The 16,147-nt window shown below is 66.6% G+C and carries 11 protein-coding genes; 7 read left to right on the forward strand and 4 right to left on the reverse strand.

Annotated elements, in window-relative coordinates; translation table 11 throughout:
* Positions 1-5: 5 nt before the first annotated feature.
* Genes AC1DHL_RS01205 through AC1DHL_RS01215 form a run of 3 tightly spaced genes read left to right on the forward strand, consistent with a single transcriptional unit; the run spans position 6 to position 3,713 of the window.
* Positions 6-1,013 carry a bifunctional enoyl-CoA hydratase/phosphate acetyltransferase gene (locus tag AC1DHL_RS01205; protein WP_478159950.1) on the forward strand — a complete coding sequence of 336 codons (1,008 nt, stop codon included), beginning with the start codon at positions 6-8 and terminating at the stop codon, positions 1,011-1,013.
* The gene (locus AC1DHL_RS01210) at positions 1,010-1,990 is read left to right on the forward strand and encodes an AAA family ATPase (RefSeq protein ID WP_478159952.1); all 981 of its coding nucleotides are present in this window, start codon (positions 1,010-1,012) and stop codon (positions 1,988-1,990) included. Before AC1DHL_RS01205 ends, AC1DHL_RS01210 begins: the two co-directional genes overlap by 4 nt.
* On the forward strand, positions 1,944-3,713 hold the full coding sequence (locus AC1DHL_RS01215; protein WP_478159954.1) for a cobaltochelatase CobT-related protein: 1,770 nt from the start codon (positions 1,944-1,946) through the stop codon (positions 3,711-3,713). Before AC1DHL_RS01210 ends, AC1DHL_RS01215 begins: the two co-directional genes overlap by 47 nt.
* 3 nt (positions 3,714-3,716) lie before the next feature.
* Here AC1DHL_RS01215 and pdxR read toward each other — a convergent pair whose 3' ends face one another.
* Complete coding sequence (pdxR, locus tag AC1DHL_RS01220) at positions 3,717-5,216, reverse strand: MocR-like pyridoxine biosynthesis transcription factor PdxR (RefSeq protein ID WP_478159955.1); 1,500 nt, start codon at positions 5,214-5,216, stop codon at positions 3,717-3,719.
* 127 nt (positions 5,217-5,343) lie between these two features.
* Between pdxR and tauA the strand changes: the two genes are divergently transcribed.
* Genes tauA through AC1DHL_RS01240 form a run of 4 tightly spaced genes read left to right on the forward strand, consistent with a single transcriptional unit; the run spans position 5,344 to position 8,879 of the window.
* The gene (gene tauA, locus AC1DHL_RS01225; protein WP_478096323.1) at positions 5,344-6,375 is read left to right on the forward strand and encodes a taurine ABC transporter substrate-binding protein; all 1,032 of its coding nucleotides are present in this window, start codon (positions 5,344-5,346) and stop codon (positions 6,373-6,375) included.
* Between the two features lie 30 nt (positions 6,376-6,405).
* A complete protein-coding gene (locus tag AC1DHL_RS01230) occupies positions 6,406-7,221 on the forward strand; it encodes a taurine ABC transporter ATP-binding protein (RefSeq protein ID WP_478160393.1) in 816 nt (271 codons plus the stop codon).
* Positions 7,214-8,080 carry an ABC transporter permease subunit gene (locus AC1DHL_RS01235; RefSeq protein WP_478159957.1) on the forward strand — a complete coding sequence of 289 codons (867 nt, stop codon included), beginning with the start codon at positions 7,214-7,216 and terminating at the stop codon, positions 8,078-8,080. Before AC1DHL_RS01230 ends, AC1DHL_RS01235 begins: the two co-directional genes overlap by 8 nt.
* A 28-nt stretch (positions 8,081-8,108) precedes the next feature.
* Positions 8,109-8,879 carry a TSUP family transporter gene (locus tag AC1DHL_RS01240; protein ID WP_478159959.1) on the forward strand — a complete coding sequence of 257 codons (771 nt, stop codon included), beginning with the start codon at positions 8,109-8,111 and terminating at the stop codon, positions 8,877-8,879.
* Between the two features lie 134 nt (positions 8,880-9,013).
* On the opposite strand, the gene AC1DHL_RS01245 is transcribed toward AC1DHL_RS01240, so the two are convergent.
* From AC1DHL_RS01245 to AC1DHL_RS01255, 3 genes are all read right to left on the reverse strand, one after another.
* Positions 9,014-9,895 (reverse strand): class I SAM-dependent methyltransferase, encoded by an 882-nt coding sequence (locus AC1DHL_RS01245; RefSeq protein WP_478159961.1) that lies wholly within the window; start codon positions 9,893-9,895, stop codon positions 9,014-9,016.
* 86 nt (positions 9,896-9,981) lie between these two features.
* On the reverse strand, positions 9,982-14,019 hold the full coding sequence (locus AC1DHL_RS01250; protein ID WP_478159963.1) for a Pls/PosA family non-ribosomal peptide synthetase: 4,038 nt from the start codon (positions 14,017-14,019) through the stop codon (positions 9,982-9,984).
* 123 nt (positions 14,020-14,142) lie between these two features.
* Positions 14,143-15,513 carry a hypothetical protein gene (locus AC1DHL_RS01255; RefSeq protein WP_478159965.1) on the reverse strand — a complete coding sequence of 457 codons (1,371 nt, stop codon included), beginning with the start codon at positions 15,511-15,513 and terminating at the stop codon, positions 14,143-14,145.
* Positions 15,514-16,147: the final 634 nt, after the last annotated feature.

Consider the following 16,147-nt stretch of genomic DNA (forward strand, 5'->3'; position numbering starts at 1 on the left):
CCAAGATGTTCAATTCCTTCCTTCTGGACAGCGCAGCCGAGCCATTGGCCACATCGGCCACCGCGCCTGCCCATCCGCATCTTGCGGCGCTCGTCGCGCAGGCACGTGAACGCGGCCCCATCGCGGTGGCGGTGGCCTACCCCTGCGACGTGGCGTCGATCGAAGCGGCGCATGCTGCCGCGCAGGCCGGGCTGATCGAACCGGTGCTGGTGGGCCCGCGCACCCGCATCGAGGCCGCCGCCGCCAAGGCCGGTGTTTCGATCGCCGGCTACGCGCTGCAGGACACCCCCGACGATCCGAACGCGGCCGCCACTCGGGCCGCGCACCTGTGCCGCGACGGCCGTGCGGCGGCGCTCATGAAGGGCGCGCTGCACACCGACGAACTCCTCGGCGCGGCCGTCAGCCGCGATGCGGGGTTGCGCTCCGGCCGCCGCGCAAGCCATGTGTTCGTGATGGATGTGCCGGGCCTCGCGCGCCCGCTCCTCATGACGGACTGCGTGGTCAACATCGCGCCCGCGCTGATGGACAAGCGCGACATCGCCCAGAACGCCATCGACCTCGCCGTCGCGCTCGGCATCGAGGTGCCGCGCGTGGCGATCCTGTCGGCCGTGGAGACCGTGAACCCCGCCATCCCGGGCACCATCGACGCGGCGGCGCTTTGCAAGATGGCCGATCGCGGCCAGATCCGTGGTGGCCTGGTCGACGGGCCCCTCGCGTTCGACAACGCGATTTCGCTGGAGTCGGCGCGCAACAAGGGCATCGCGTCGCAGGTGGCCGGCCGACCCGACGTGCTGCTGGTGCCAAGCCTCGAGGCCGGCAACATGATCTACAAGGAACTCGTCTACCTGGCCGGCGCCGAATGCGCGGGCCTGGTGCTGGGCATGCGCGTTCCCATCATTCTCACCAGCCGCTCGGATTCCGTGGCCAGCCGCGTCGCCTCGTGCGCGCTGGCGGTGTTGACGAGCCGTGAGTCGGCGCCCAGTCGGCTGGCCTCGATGGAGCAAGCCGCATGACCGAACCGAGCGCCGCCCGACCCGACCGAATGATCTCCGTGCGCGAGGTGTTCGGCATCGACACCGATCTGCGCGTGCCGGCCTTTGCCGAGGGCGAAGATCACGTGCCCGAGATCGACCGCGCCTACCGCTTCAACCCCGACGTCACGCTGGCGCTGCTTGCCGGCTTTTCGCGCGACCGGCGCGTGATGGTGCAGGGGTTGCATGGCACGGGCAAGTCCAGCCACATCGAGCAGGTGGCGGCGCGCCTGAACTGGCCGTGCGTGCGCGTCAACCTCGACGGTCATGTGAGCCGGCTGGACCTGGTCGGCAAGGACGCGGTCGTGCTGCGCGACGGACAGCAAGTCACCGAGTTCCAGGAAGGCATCGTGCCATGGGCCTTGCAGCGCCCGGTGGCGCTCATCTTCGACGAGTACGACGCGGGCCGGCCCGAAGTGATGTTCGTCATCCAGCGTATCCTGGAGCGCGACGGAAAGCTGACGCTGATGGACCAGAACCGCGTCATCAGTCCGCATCCGGGCTTTCGGCTCTTTGCCACGGCCAACACGGTGGGGCTGGGCAACCTGAGTGGCCTCTATCACGGCGCGCAACGACTCAACCACGCGCAGATCGATCGCTGGAACATCGTCGCGACGCTGAACTACCTGCCGCGCGCCGAAGAGATCGCCATCGTCCAAGCGCGCGTGCCGAAGTTTGCCGACGCCACCGGCCGCAAGCTCATCGATTCGATGGTGGCCGTGGCCGATCTCACGCGCAAGGGATTTGCCGCGGGCGACCTCTCGACGCTGATGTCGCCGCGCACCGTCATCACGTGGGCGGAAAACATCGAGATCTTCCGCGACCCGGCGCTGGCGTTCCGGCTGTCCTTCGTCAACAAGTGCGATGAGGCAGAGCGTGCCATCGTGGCCGAGTATTTCCAGCGCTGCTTCGATGGCGAGCTTGACGAGTCGCACCAGCTTGCGATTCAGACGGGATGATCCGGTGAGCGGGACGCGGGCGGCGGCTCGGCACCAGCAGAAGGTCGATGAACTCTGTGCGGCATCGATACGGGCAGTGAGCGGCGACGCGGCATTGCACTTTCGCGGACGTCGGCTGTTTCGTGGGAACAAGGCGTTGCCTGTGCATGCGGCGCACCTGCATCCCTCGCCCGAACACGACGACTTCGGATCCTTCCGTGGCGCTGCGGACGGCATGGCGCTGCGCCTCGCGTTGTCCGATGCCGTCTTGCACAAGCACCTGTGTCCCGTCGACGCGGTCGCGCGGATGGTGTTCGAACTGCTGGAGCAGATTCGCGTGGAGGCGATGGCGCCCGTGGACATGCCGGGCCTTGTGCGCAACCTGCGGCACCGCCATGAGCAGTGGGCGCTGGCCTATCACCAGAGCGGCCTGACAGAGACGGCCAAGGGCATTCTGATCTACACGGTGGCACAGGTCTGCCGTGCCCGCGTGACGGCACAACCCGTGGTCGACGCCACCGAAAGCGTGATCGAGACCACGCGCATGGCCTTGGCGCCGCTGCTGGGCCATGACCTCGCGGGCCTTCGCCGTCATCGTGCCGATCAGGCCGCCTATGCGCAGCATGCGCTGGCCATCGCCCATGCGGTCGCGCAGGCCATCCATGAAGCCCGTGCCACCGACGAAGACAACGAAGCATCCGACCTCGATGGCGAAAAGGACGAGCGCAAACTCTTCGGCCTCTGGATGGACTTCGAAGGCGAACCCGACGACGGCGTGACGGCGGCGAGCAGCGGCCGCAGCCGCGTGCTCGAGGAAGCCGACGACGGCTACTGCGTCTTCACCACCGCCTACGACGTCGAAGTGAGGGCAGCGACGCTGGTGCGCGCCGCGCTCTTGAAGGAATACCGGGCGCGACTCGATCGCCGCATCGCGGCCCAGGGACTCAACGTTGCGCGGCTGGTACGCCAAATCAAGACCGTGCTTGCCGTCGACTCACGCAACGAATGGGAAGGCTCGCAGGAAGAAGGCAGCATCGACGGCCGGCGGTTGTCGCAACTCGTCGCATCGCCGACCGAGCGGCGCCTGTTCCGCATCGAGCGTCAGGAACCGGCGACCGATTGCGTGGTGAGCTTCCTCATCGACTGCTCGGGCTCGATGAGGCAGCACGTCGAAACGGTGGCCATGTTGGTCGACGTCTTCGCGCGAGCCCTCGAACAAGCGGGCGTCTCCAGCGAGGTGCTCGGCTTCACCACCGGCGCGTGGAACGGCGGCCGCGCACTGCGCGATTGGCAGCGTGCGCGCCGACCCGCGCATCCGGGCCGGCTCAACGAGGCATGCCACATGGTCTTCAAGGACGCCGGCACGCCGTGGCGCCGTGCGCGGCCCGAGATCGCCGCGCTGCTGAAGTCCGACCTTTTCCGCGAAGGAATCGATGGTGAAGCGGTCGACTGGGCATGTGCGCGATGGCAAGGCCGCAGCGAGGGGCGGCGCCTCCTGATCGTGATCTCCGACGGCAGCCCGATGGACAGCGCGACCCACTTGGCCAACGACGCGCACTATCTCGATCACCATCTGGTCGAAGTGGTCACCCGGCATGAGAAGCAGGGCGACACGGAGATCTACGGCGTGGGCGTGGGGCTGGACCTGAGCCCTTACTATCGCCGCAGCCTGGTGATCGACACGGCTGCCGCGCTGCGCAATGAAGTGTTCAGCGAAATCGTCGCCATGATCGCGCGGCGTTGAGTTTCAGCGCCTGTGCTCGAAGCCGCGCACCAGTTCGGCCAGCAGCTTGACCCCCGGTTCGATGGCCGCCGGAACGATGGACGAGTAACCCATCCGAAAGTGTTGCCGGGGCGGCGGGTCGGCCATGAAGAACACCTCACCCGGCTCGATCAGCACGCCTCGCTCGCGCGACTGCGCGGCCAGTTCCGAGGCATCGAAGCGCTGCGGCAAGGAGACCCAGCAGGAACCGCCGCCCGAGGCCGGCATCACCGTGCATTGGGGCATGTACCGGGCGAGCGCCGCGCGCAGCAGGTCGGAGCGCTCACGTTGCGCCGTGGCGAGTCGTCGCTGCAGCGCGTCGTAGTGCCCCAGCGATAGAAACAGGGCGAACGCGCGCTGGATCAGGGCGGGAGGATGGCGCAGCATCAACCGGCGCAGTGCGCGCAGTTCGGCGATCAGTTCCGCCGGGCCGACCACGTAGCCCATGCGCAGACCGGGTGCCAGCGTCTTCGACAGGCTGCCCACATAAATGACGCGGTTGCTGCGGTCCAGGCTCTTGAGCGCGGGAATCGGCTCGCCGTCGAAGCGGTTCTCGCTCTCGTAGTCGTCCTCGATGATGATGAAGTCGGCGTCGTCGGCCATCTTCAGCAAGGCCTCGCGGCGCGCCAGCGGCATCGTCACCGTGCTGGGGCACTGGTGGTTGGGCGTGGCGTAGACGAAATCAAGGTCGCGCAGCGCTTCCGTCACCGGCAGCCCTTCCGCATCAACCGCCAGCGGCTTCAGCGCCGATGTGCGGCTCGCGAAGATGTTGCGCGCATCGGGGTAGCCGGGTTCCTCCATGCCCACGCGCGTGCCTTCGCGCACCAGCAGGTCGGCAATCATGTAGAGCGCGTGCTGCGCGCCGACCGTGATGACGATCTCGTCGGCCGACGCCCACACGCCGCGCCGGGGCAGCACGCGCGTGCGAATCTGCTGCACCAGCGATTCGTCGTCGCGCGAGATCTGGTCAGGCGCCCAGTCGCGGATGTCCAGCACGCTCAGGCTCTTGATGCAGCACTCGCGCCAGTCGGCCGTGGGAAAGAGCGCGGCGTCGAACTGGCCGTACAGAAAGGGATGCGGGTACTTCTGCCAATCCGAGGGCTTGACGATGCTGCGCTGCCGCGAAGGACGCAGCCGGAAGCGCCCGGCCCAGTCCGTCGCCTGGGTCTCGTCCTGCGCAGGCCGTGCACGCAAGCCGAGCCGGGCGGCCACCATGTCGGTGTTCACGAAATGGCCGCTGCGCTGGCGCGATACCAGGTAGCCCTCGTCCGCCAGTTGCTGGTAGGCCAGCACCACCGTGTTGCGCGCAACGCCAAGCTGCTCGGCCATCTCCCGGCTCGATGGGATCGGCACGCCGGCGGGCACCTGCCCGTCGAGGATCGACGCCACCAGCATCTCGCGGATCTGCCCCTGCAGGCTCATGTTTTCGCGCGCCGAGCGTTGCAGCAACTGCTTCCACATGACGTCTTTCAGGTGTTGTGTCATTCGTTCGCCCCATTTCGTTCAAGGGTGCATGGTGCCTTGGTATCAGCGATTAAGCGCATCTGGCACCACTGGCCGCAAGCCCTGGTGAAGACACTGCCGTTGACCCCTCACCACAACGGAGACATCGATGCGAACCCTCAAGCAACTTTTCAGCCGGTGCGCCCTCGCCATCGGCATGGTATCGGCCGTGGGCGGCGCCGGCCCTGCGCTCGCGCAAACCCGCGAAGTGACCGTCGCCTACCAGCAGATCGCCGGCCCGATGATCGTGGCCATGACCAGCGGCACGATCGAGAAATCGACCGGCTACAAGATCAACTGGCGGCAGTTCGAATCGGGCGCCAAGGTGGCCACCGCCATGGCTTCGGGCGACGTGCAGATCGGCGTCATCGGCTCCAGTCCGCTGGCGGCGGCCGTGAGCCGCGGGCTGGACCTGCAGCTCTTCTGGATCCTCGACGACATCAACGAGGCCGAGGCACTGGTCGTGCGGAACGGCTCGGGCATCGACAAGCCCGCTGACCTCAAGGGCAAGAAGCTGGGCGTGCCCTTTGTGTCGACGACGCATTTCCACACCATGTTTGCGCTGGAGCAATGGGGACTCAAGCCCAGCGACGTGCAATTGCTCAACATGCAGCCCAACCAGGTCGCGGCGGCCTGGGAGCGCGGCGACATCGACGCGGCCTTCGTGTGGGACCCGGCGCTGGCGCGAATCAAGCAGACGGGCAAGGTGCTCATCACCTCGGGTGAGCTGAGCAAGAAGGGCAAGGCCACCTTCGACGGCATGGCCGTGAGCCGTCCCTTCGCCGAGGCGAATGCCGACTTCATGGCGAAGTTCGTCAAGGCCGTGGCCGATGCGGACGCAGCCTACCGCGCCAATCCGGCCGCGTGGGGCCCTGACTCGGCGCCCGCCAAGGCGATTGCCGGCAAGATCGGCGGCGATGCCAAGGCGAGCGCCGACGCGCTCAAGCTCTACGCCTATCCGAGCGCGGAGCAACAAGCGTCGCCCGCGTGGCTCGGCGGCGGACAGGCTGGCGGTGCCGCCAAGGCCCTGAAGGCGACGGCGGACTTCCTGCTCGAACAAAAGCGCATCGACGCGGTGTCCGGCGACTACAGCAAGTTCGTCACCGCGAAGTACGCCGAAGCGGCGCTGCGGCTCAAGTAAGCGGACACCGCAAGGAGACATCCCATGGCAATGGAACGACTCCAGGTCAAGGACGTGAGCGTCACCTACCCGGGGCGCACGCGCACCGAGCAGGTTCACGCGCTCGACCACATCGACCTGACCATCAACCGCGGTGATTTCGTCGTGGCGCTCGGCGCATCGGGCTGCGGCAAGACCACGCTCCTCAGCCTGATGGCGGGCTTCATCTCGGCGTCGAGCGGAGATCTGCTCCTGGGCGGCAAGGCGATTCAGGGGCCGGGTTCCGACCGCGGCGTGGTCTTCCAGAAGCATGCGCTGCTGCCCTGGCTCAGCGTGATGGAGAACACCGAATTCGGGCTCAAGCTGCAGGGCGTGCCCAAGGCCGAGCGGCGCGACCGGGCTGCGCGCAATCTTGCGCTCGTGGGCCTGCAGGACTTCCACAAGCACATGATCTACCAGCTCTCGGGCGGCATGCAGCAACGCGTGGGCATTGCACGCGCGCTGACGTGCAACCCGGCCATGCTGCTGATGGACGAGCCGATGGCTGCCCTCGATGCGCTGACGCGCGAGACCATCCAGGAACTGTTGCTGGACGTGTGGCAGAAGACGCAAAAGATGTTCTTCTTCATCACGCACAGCGTGGAAGAGGCGCTGTTCCTCGCCAGCCACCTGATCGTGATGTCGCCGCGTCCCGGTCGCATCACGCACCGCTACGAACTCGACTTCAACAAGCGCTTCCTGCAAACGCGAGATGCGCGGGCCGTGAAGTCCAGCCCTGATTTCATCCAGATGCGCGAGACAGTGCTCGGCATCATCTACGGCGACGAACGTGCCGGCGAAGCACACAAGGAGTTGAGCCATGTCTGACATTGCCATCAAGGCGCCGCACGGCGGCAGCTTCATCACGCGCACTTTTGCCAAGCGTTCGGTGCGCCCGGGCGAGCAGTTCGGTGCACCGGGACAAGGCCGGGCCGGCGCCATCGCCACGGGCACGGTGATCGTCACGCTCGCCCTGTGGGTGCTCGTCACCAACATGGGCTGGGTCAAGCCACTCTTCCTGCCGTCGCCGCAGGCGGTGTTCGCGAAGTTCATCCAGGTGGCGGCCGAGGGTTTTGCGGGCGCCACCCTGTTCGAGCACACATGGACGAGCCTGTACCGCGTGTTCGGTGCCTTCTCGCTGGCCTGTCTCACCGCGATCCCGATCGGCGTGATGATGGGCGTGAGCCGGGTCGCGCGCGGCATCTTCGATCCGCTGATCGAGTTCTACCGGCCGCTGCCGCCGCTGGCTTACCTGCCGATGGTCATCATCTGGTTCGGCATCGGCGAGTTCTCCAAGCTCTACCTGATCTTCCTGGCCATCTTCGCGCCGTTGGCGATTGCCGCGCGCTCCGGCGTGCGCTCGGTATCCACCGAGCAGATCCACGCGGCCTACTCGATGGGCGCGACGCGTTCGCAAGTGATCTGGCATGTGATCCTGAAGTCGGCCTTGCCCGAAATCTTCACCGGCATGCGCATCGGCATCGGCGTGGGGTGGACCACGCTGGTGGCGGGCGAGATGGTGGCTTCGAACCGCGGGCTGGGCTTCATGGTGCTCAACGCGGCGGAGTTCCTGGCAAGCGACGTGGTCATCATGGGAATCATCGTGATCGGCCTGTTTGCCTTCAGCTTCGACGCGCTGATGCGTCATCTCGAAAAGGTGCTGGTGCCCTGGAAGGGCAAGGTGTAGGGCAACCCGGGCGCCCCGGAGCAGCAGCATGGACACGATGCAGGTGGTGGTGTTCCTGGCGTGCGTGGGCGTTGCGACCTGCGCACAGGCGCTCACGGGCTTTGCCTTCGGCTTGATCCTGCTGGGGCTTGTCGGGGTGCTTCAACTCGCGCCCCTGGCCGATGCGGCCAACGTTGCCAGCGTGCTGACCCTGGTGCAGGCTTCGGTTGTGCTCAGGGGATCGCGCAAGTCCATCGACCTGGCGACACTGCGCGACACGGCGGTGGGCAGCGGCATCGGCGTGGTGATCGGGGTGTTCCTGCTGGGCTGGCTCAGCGGCAATGTCGTGCTGCTGTTGCGCGTGCTGCTCGGGATCACGATCCTCGCCTGCGCCACGGTTCTCGTGGTGCGTTCGGCGCCCCTGCGCGAGCGTTCGTCGCGCGCGAGCTTTCGTGGGTTTGGCCTGGCGTCCGGGTTGATGAGCGGGCTTTTTTCAAGTGCCGGTCCGCCGCTCGTGTACCAGTTCTATCGGCAACCCATGAATCCACTCGCCGTGCGGCAGACGCTCGTCATGATCTTCGCCTTCAATGCGCTGCTACGCCTGGCGCTGACGGTGCCGACGGGCCAGTTCAGCATTCATGCGGCTGGGCTCAGCCTGTTGGCGATGCCCGTGGTGCTGGGACTGACCTGGCTCATGAAGCGGCACCCGCCTGACTGGTCACCGCGTACCGTGCGCGGGCTGGTGTGTACGCTGCTGGTGCTGGCCGGGCTCAGCCTGGTCGTGCCGGTTGCTGCGATCTATGCGCGCAGCCTGAGCTGAATTCGCGGAAGCGTGGACAAGCGCCCTCGTATGCCACGGCCACACCGCGCGCTCGTGCGGCGGCGAAGATCTCGGTACCTTGCACCGCCAGCAGCGCCTTGTTCGCGCCTGGAATTCTTTTCGTGCCGATGCGCTCAGGGCTTGACGAACTTGAGCACGAACTCGTCCTTGGGTTGCGGCGGCTCCGGCGTGTTGCGGTCACGCGGGTCCGAAGGATTGCGCATGAAGTTGCCTTCGGCCGCGAGCTTGAACCCGGCCCGCTCGACCTCGGCGCGCAGGAACGCCTCCTCGATGCGGTGAAGCGTTCCCGATTCGGAGATGCCCGTGCCCGGTCGCCCCGAATGGTCCGCGATGACATACATGCCGCCCGGCTTCAGCGCGGCGAACACCGCGCGGTTCACGGCGACGCGGTCGACGCCAAGATGGCCGAAGTCGTGATAGTTGAACATCAGCGTGACAAGGTCGAGGCAGTTCGATGCGCATTCGGGCGGCGCCGGATCCTCGAAGGGCCGCACGACAGCGATGATGTTGCCCGCGTTCGGATTCTTCGCGCGTTCGGCCAGCGCGACGGGCGATGGCCGCGGGCCGGTGGCGGGACGAGCGGGAGCCGGAGCGCCCATCGGCGTTGGCGCCGCGGCGCCTTCCGGCTGCGCAGGCCGGCTCGTCCCCGGGCGCGGCGGGCTCTGCCCGTAGACGCGGCCCGCCGGGCCGGTCGCGCGTGCGATCAACTCTGTCGTGTAGCCGCCGGCTGCGCTCACATCGAGAGCCACCATGCCCGGACGCACGCCAATGAATGCCAACATCTCTTGCGGCTTGCGCCGCACGTCGTTCACACGGTCGGCTTCGCTGCGATCCGGGCTCGTGACGATTTCTGCATTGCGGGCGGGCGGCAGCACGGGCGCCTCGGGTGCGCGCGGGCCCGGGGCCGTGCATGCGGCGAGCGTCAGCGTGATGCCGGCAGCAATGGCTGCGCGCGCAGCCCATCGACGGAGAAAAACGATTCGGCGGATAGGCATGGGTCGGCCTCGCTGGCAACTGGATGATGGACTGCGTCCCGCGCGAAAAGCGCAGACGCCCGGTCGCCAGTCTATGCGCGCACCGCTCAGGCCGGCGCCGCGGGATTTCCGCTCCAGCGTGTCGCCGGCGGAATGCTCTCCCCTTTCATGACCAGCGTCATGGGCCCAAGTTGCGCCCCGTCGTTCACGGTCGCGCCGTACAGCACGATGCTGCGCGGCCCGACGTTCACCCGCGCGCCGATGTTCACGTGATGGATCTTCATCACGCGGTCCTCGAACAGATGGGTCTGCGGACAGGTCATTGCATTGAGCTCGCTGTAGTCGCCGATGCGCACGCAGTCGAACTCCGTGAAGTCGGTGGTGTCCAGATACACGCCGCGGCCGATGCGCGCACCCAGCAGATTGAAGGCGATCGGCAGCCAGGGCGTGCCGCGCAGGTAGTGCATGAAGTTAGGCACTGCGAGGCCTTCGTACAGGTTCGTCGCGGCTTCGGAGAGCCAGACGAAGGGCGTCCACATCGGCACCGCGAGCGGCCGGTAGCGCCGCAGGAAGAGCCACTTGAAGATCGCCACGAACACGAAGGTGGACAGGCCGAAGATCAATCCGTCGATGGTGAGATACCAGACCACCGAGCCCCAGTGTTCGGCCGCCGCCGAGGGCATCACCGCGAGCACGATGCTGTAGCCCGCCGCGATCACCATGGCGTGCGGCGCGACGATGCGAAAGGCCTCGACGATGCCGCGCCCCACGCGGCGCATCAGCGAAGGATTGAAGGTCAGCGATTCGGGGTGACCGGTGACAACTTCACGCGCCGGCAAGCGCAAGGCGGGCGAGCCGATCCAGGTGTCCCCGCTGCGAATCGCCCCCGGATCGGGCGCGCGACCGAGCACGCCGATCAGCACGTTCTCGGGCAAGGTCGTGCCGTCGGGAAGGTAGGCCCCGTTGCCGACGAAGCTACGCCGCGAAATGACGGTAGGCCGCATCGACATCCAGCCGCCGTCGATCTCCTCGTCGCCCAGCAGCACTGCATCGGCGATGAAGGTATCGTCGCCGAGCGTGAGCATGTCGGGCACCACGCCGAGCGCGGTCGATATCTCCGCGTTGCGGCCCACCTTGGCCCCCAGCAAGCGGTACCACATCGGCGCGAAAAGCGTCGCGTAGACGCCATGCAGCACCTGCAGGCTCGATTCCTGGATCTGGTTGACCAGCCATTTGCCGCAGTAGACATTGCTGTGCACAGGCCAGCTGCCGCTCTTCAGCCGCGGCAGCACGCTCCAGCGGATGCCCGCGGAGATCAGGGCCGTGAGCACGATCATCACCGCGCCCGCCGGCAGCGCCAGCACGAAGTACTTGAACAACTGCATTACGGTGGAGCTGGTTTCGAGCCAGGGGAACCGTTCGGTGTCGTCCAGCACGTCGATCAGCATGAAGGTCGGGAACACCGGCAGGAAGAACAAGGCCGCCACCAGCATGGCGCCGCCGAGGAAGAACACCCCCTCGCCTGCGAGCCGGCGTTTGCTGACCGGCGGGCGTGGCCGCAGCGTGGCGGTGTCGAAGGCACCCGTGTCGCGCGCCGGCGAGCCGCTCCAGATGCGCCCGGCCGGCACTGCCTGGCCGTCGCTGAGCGCCGACTGGCCGTCGAGGTGGCCCCAGTTCCCGACACGTGTGTTGCCTTCGAGTACAGCGTAGGAACCGATGTGGGCCTCTGCGCCGATTTCGATGCGACCGATGAGCAGTTCGCCACGCTGCACGCGCACGTTCTCGAAGTTCACCGCGTTGCCGATGCTTGCGCCGTCACCGACCGTGAACAGATCGGGTGCGCGCAGTTTGATCGAGCCGATGCTCACGTCGCTGCCGATGCGCGCGCCCAGCGCGCGCAGCCACCAGGCGTGCAGCGAGGAACCGCTGATGAAGTAGGTCGGCGCCGCATCGACCAGCCGATCGGCCAGCCACCAGCGGAAATAGGTCAGGCCCCAAAGCGGATAGCGGCCAGGCGCCAGCCGGCCCGCGATCAGCCACTTGCCGGCGATCGCCAGCACGAATTCGAGCAAGGTCGCCACGAGGAACACGACCATCGACATCGCGACCGCATACGGGATCGAATCCCCTGCCCCACCGGTGTAGAAGTGATAGGTGAAGAACGGCGCGAGCCACTGCATCATGCGGATGGCCACCAGCGCCGGGATCGCCGCGGCCTGCGCGAGCCCGCAGCGCCAGCGGCGCCACGCCGAAGGCGGCGTCCAGTCGGGCACCGGCGTCGCCTGCCGGGCGCCACAGGCATCCAGTGCGGCGGCGATGCCGCCCACCGTGCGGCGCTGATAGATCTCGCGCACCGTGATCTGGGCGAACCGCGGGTCGGCGCGCAGCAAGGACGCGAGCCGCGCCGCCAACAGCGAATGGCCGCCGAGTTCGTCGAAGAAGTCCGAAGCGCGCCGGATCGCGAGGCCGGGAAAGAGTCCGGCCAGGGCCGCGAACAACACGATCTCGGCCGGCGTCTCCGGGACATCCGATCCTTCGGACGGACCGGTCGCCTCGGCCAGCGGGCACGACTTGAGCGTCTTTCGGTCGATCTTGCCGGAACTCAGGCGCGGCATCTGCGGCAGCACCTCGAAGCGGCCGGGCACCATGTAGGGCGGGAGCCGAGCGCCAAGCGCGGAGCGCAATGAAGACGCCGATACGCCAGCAGAGCCCTCGGCCACCAGAAAGGCGATCAACTGGTCGACACCCTCGACCTGGCGCAGCACCACGGCTGCAGTGCCGACGCCCGGCTGCTGCGCCAGCACGGCCTCGATCTCGCCGAGTTCGACCCGAAAGCCACGAATCTTGATCTGGTCGTCGGTGCGCCCGAAGCACTGCACGCGCCCGGCTTCGTCGATGCGCGCAAGATCGCCGGTGCGGTAGAGTCGATCGTCGTGCGTGCCGCTCGACCACGGGTTGCGAAGGAATTTCTCGGCCGTCAGATCGGGCCGCCCGAGGTAGCCCGACGCGACGCCGGGGCCGGTAATGCACAGTTCGCCGACCTCGCCGCACGGCAGCAGTCTGAGGCCCTGCTCGACATCGGGCGCGATGACCAGCAGCGCGTAGTTGGGCAACGGCCGGCCGATGGTCACGGTCTCGCCCGCTTGCAGCTCGGCCATGCTGGCCGACACGGTCGCCTCGGTCGGGCCGTAGCTGTTGAAGACCTGCCGGCCGGCAACCGCCCAGCGTTCAACCAGCGATGTGGGGCACATTTCGCCGCCGAGGTTGATCAGGCGCAGCCCCGGCACATCGCGATCGAAAAGGGCCAGCAGCGTCGGCACGGCGTGCAACACGCTGATGCGCTGTTCGATCAGCGCCTTCGGCAGTGCTTCGGGATCGGATGCGATGGCCTTCGGTGCGATCCACAGCGTGGCGCCGACCAGATAGCTCAGCCAGATCTCTTCGAAAGACATGTCGAAGGCGGCCGAGAAGCCCTGGTAGACGCGGTCGTCCTCCCGCACACCCAGCACGGCGTTCTCGCTGCGAAGGAAGTGGCAGATGCTGCGCTGGGTGATGGCGATGCCCTTGGGCTTGCCGGTCGACCCGGAGGTGTAGATCACGTAGGCAGGGTGATCGGGCAGCGCGCCTTCGCGGCGGCGCAGCGGCGCTTCGGGGTCGCCACCCAGGAGCGCCTCGGCAGTCCAGAGGGTCCGCTCGATCGCCAACCGCCGCAGTCCGAGCGCTGCACATCCGACGACGCCGATGGCATCCGCATCGTCCAGGCACGCGGCAACGCGTTCGGGCGGTGTATCGGCATCGAACGGAAGCCAGGCAGCACCCGTCTTGGCGATGGCGAGCTGCATGACCAGGAGCTCGATGCCGCGCGGCAGCCACAGACCGACGATGTGACCCGGGCGAGCGCCGGCTTCGATCAGTTTCGAAGCGGCCCGATTCGCCTGCGCATCCAGTTCGCCGTAACCGATCTCGCGCTCGCCGAAGATCAGCGCGGTCTGGGCGGGAACCCTTTCGGCGGTGGCCTCGAACAGGTCGGCGAGGATTTCAGATTGAAGCAGGTCCGGCCGGTCAGGGCCGTGAATGATGTCAGGGGAGTCGGAGGGGGCGGCGGGGGCGGCGGGAGAATTGGTGTCGGGGTTCGGGCGAAACATCGGCAGTGCGGGGTTGGCAGCGCGGCAATCAGCAGCCGGCGACCGAACCCGCGATTGTCGTCCGGGCGCGGCCGGGACGCAGTCCTGTCCGGCGCAGATACATCTGATACCTATGACAACGCGTCACGCGTCGAATAGTTGACGGTCGACCTTCCAGTCAGGGCCGTAGGTCGCATCCGCATAGGCATACACGACGGCCGAGCCCAGCATTCCGTGGAGAACATCGCCCTGGGCGGCGCGCCGGCTGATGACCGCCGTCAGCGCGCCCTTGCGGGCCAGGTCCTGCAGGGCCAGGTCCACCCAGCGTTTCAATTGGGCAGGCTCCAGGGCAGCGACCTCCCTCTTCATGGCCTGGATCTGCTCGCGAAGCCAGGCGGCGTTGTCCACGTTCGGGGTCACTGGCGCGACGGGGGGAACGTCTGCGGGCGGCGCGTGCTGGCCGACCGGCGCAGCGGTCGGCCGAGGACCTTCGGTCGCGCTGTCTTGCACAGGCTCGTTGCGCAGCAATGAACGAAGGTAGGAGAAGGCGTTCTCGATCGTCCGCAACGACTTGTTGGCGGCGCGCCGCTCGAGCACCTCGATCTGCGAGCGCACGCGCTCGTCGCCGAACTCCTTGATGAGGCCTTCGAGCTTGATTTCGCGAATGCCGAGCGTCTCGGCGCGTAGCACCAGGGTGGCATCGACCGGCTCGCCCGCAAGCGGCCGGGGCGCCGCTGCCTGGCGCTTCTTGCGCACCGCGAACTGCACTTCGGTGATCACCCTGCCCTGCTTGTGTTCGATGAGATCGATGTCGAGGTCCGTCTCGGCGTTGATCTCCACGATCGCGTCCTTGACGCGCTCGTTCTTGAACTTTCGCCATTCGCGGCGGTCGGGACCCGGTCCGTTGCTCAGGGCATCGACCCACCAGTTCACGGGCTTGCGGCTGGTCACGCCGCTCGGATTCTCGCGATAGCGCGCACAGATCTCGTAGAGCGCGACCGCCGTGTAGGAGCCCAGCTTGGCCAGGACGTCGAGGTCGATCCTGGCCCAGCGCTGCGGCTCCCTGAGCGCCGCCATGATCGTCGGCGGATAGGACCAGCTCACCCAGTTTTCGCCGCGGCGCTGTTCCAGCGCCACTTCGGACAGCATGGAGAACCCGCGCCACTTGACGCCGTCACCGGGTGCGGTCGACTCCCAGTCGACTTCCAGGCTGCGCATCTCGATCAAGTATTTCTTCGCCGCGGTGCGTTCGCTGCCGCTGGAGCCGGTGGTCCTCAGGATGGCGGCGAGCGGCGCCTCGAACATGAAGTCGGCTGCAGGCATGGCCGGCAAGGCGACAAGTCGCGTCTGGGCGACCTGGAGCAACGCGCTATAGATACGCCGGCCAGTGAGGGTCACGCGCGCCGAGCGCGGCATCATCACGATCATCTCGTGCGGCTTGCGCAGTTCGAGGACCTCGTCCACGCCGGGGCCGATGGCCGGCTTGTCGACGGGGTTTGCGGCGGGCGTGCTCATGAGGGCTCGATCTTATGTCCAAGGTCGTTTGGACACAAGGCCGCCACGTGGAGCGAAGGGACGGCGATGAAAAGCTGGACAGTTTGGCCTCGTCGATCCCACGACGGCCGATTAAATGCTGGACGCTTCGCGGTTGAGGCATGCGGCGACAGCTTCAGCGCGGCGATCAAAACCCGGACATATGCACCGAAAGCGCTATTTCGGCGCCCTTCCAAGGCCCCCAAGACCCGATGAAATCCTGGACAGTTGCCTTATTTGCACCGCGAGGGTGCGGATCGAGCGCTGTGGATAACCTTTTGTCCGGCCCGATGAGGATGCGGACATCCGGCGATGGAAAGCTGGACGGATGCGATGGAAACCCGGACACAAGCGATGGAAGACTGGACATTCGAGATCGAGTTTGCCTTATAACTTATTGATTTCATTGAAGAAAATTCAATTCCTCGGCGGCTTAATCTCTTGAATGTATTCAAGATCCTCTCTTAATCTCGGAGGATTTCTGATCAAAAAGAGATCCCCAGGCGCCGATGGAGAGGACGGTTTTTGCAGTGTCGACTGAATTCTTCGTTTTTTGCGGAGTGATGGGCATAATCGCAAGACCGCAAAACTTTCAGGGTACACACGCGTGGACATC

It is taken from the genome of Variovorax sp. 10L426 (assembly GCF_056395305.1).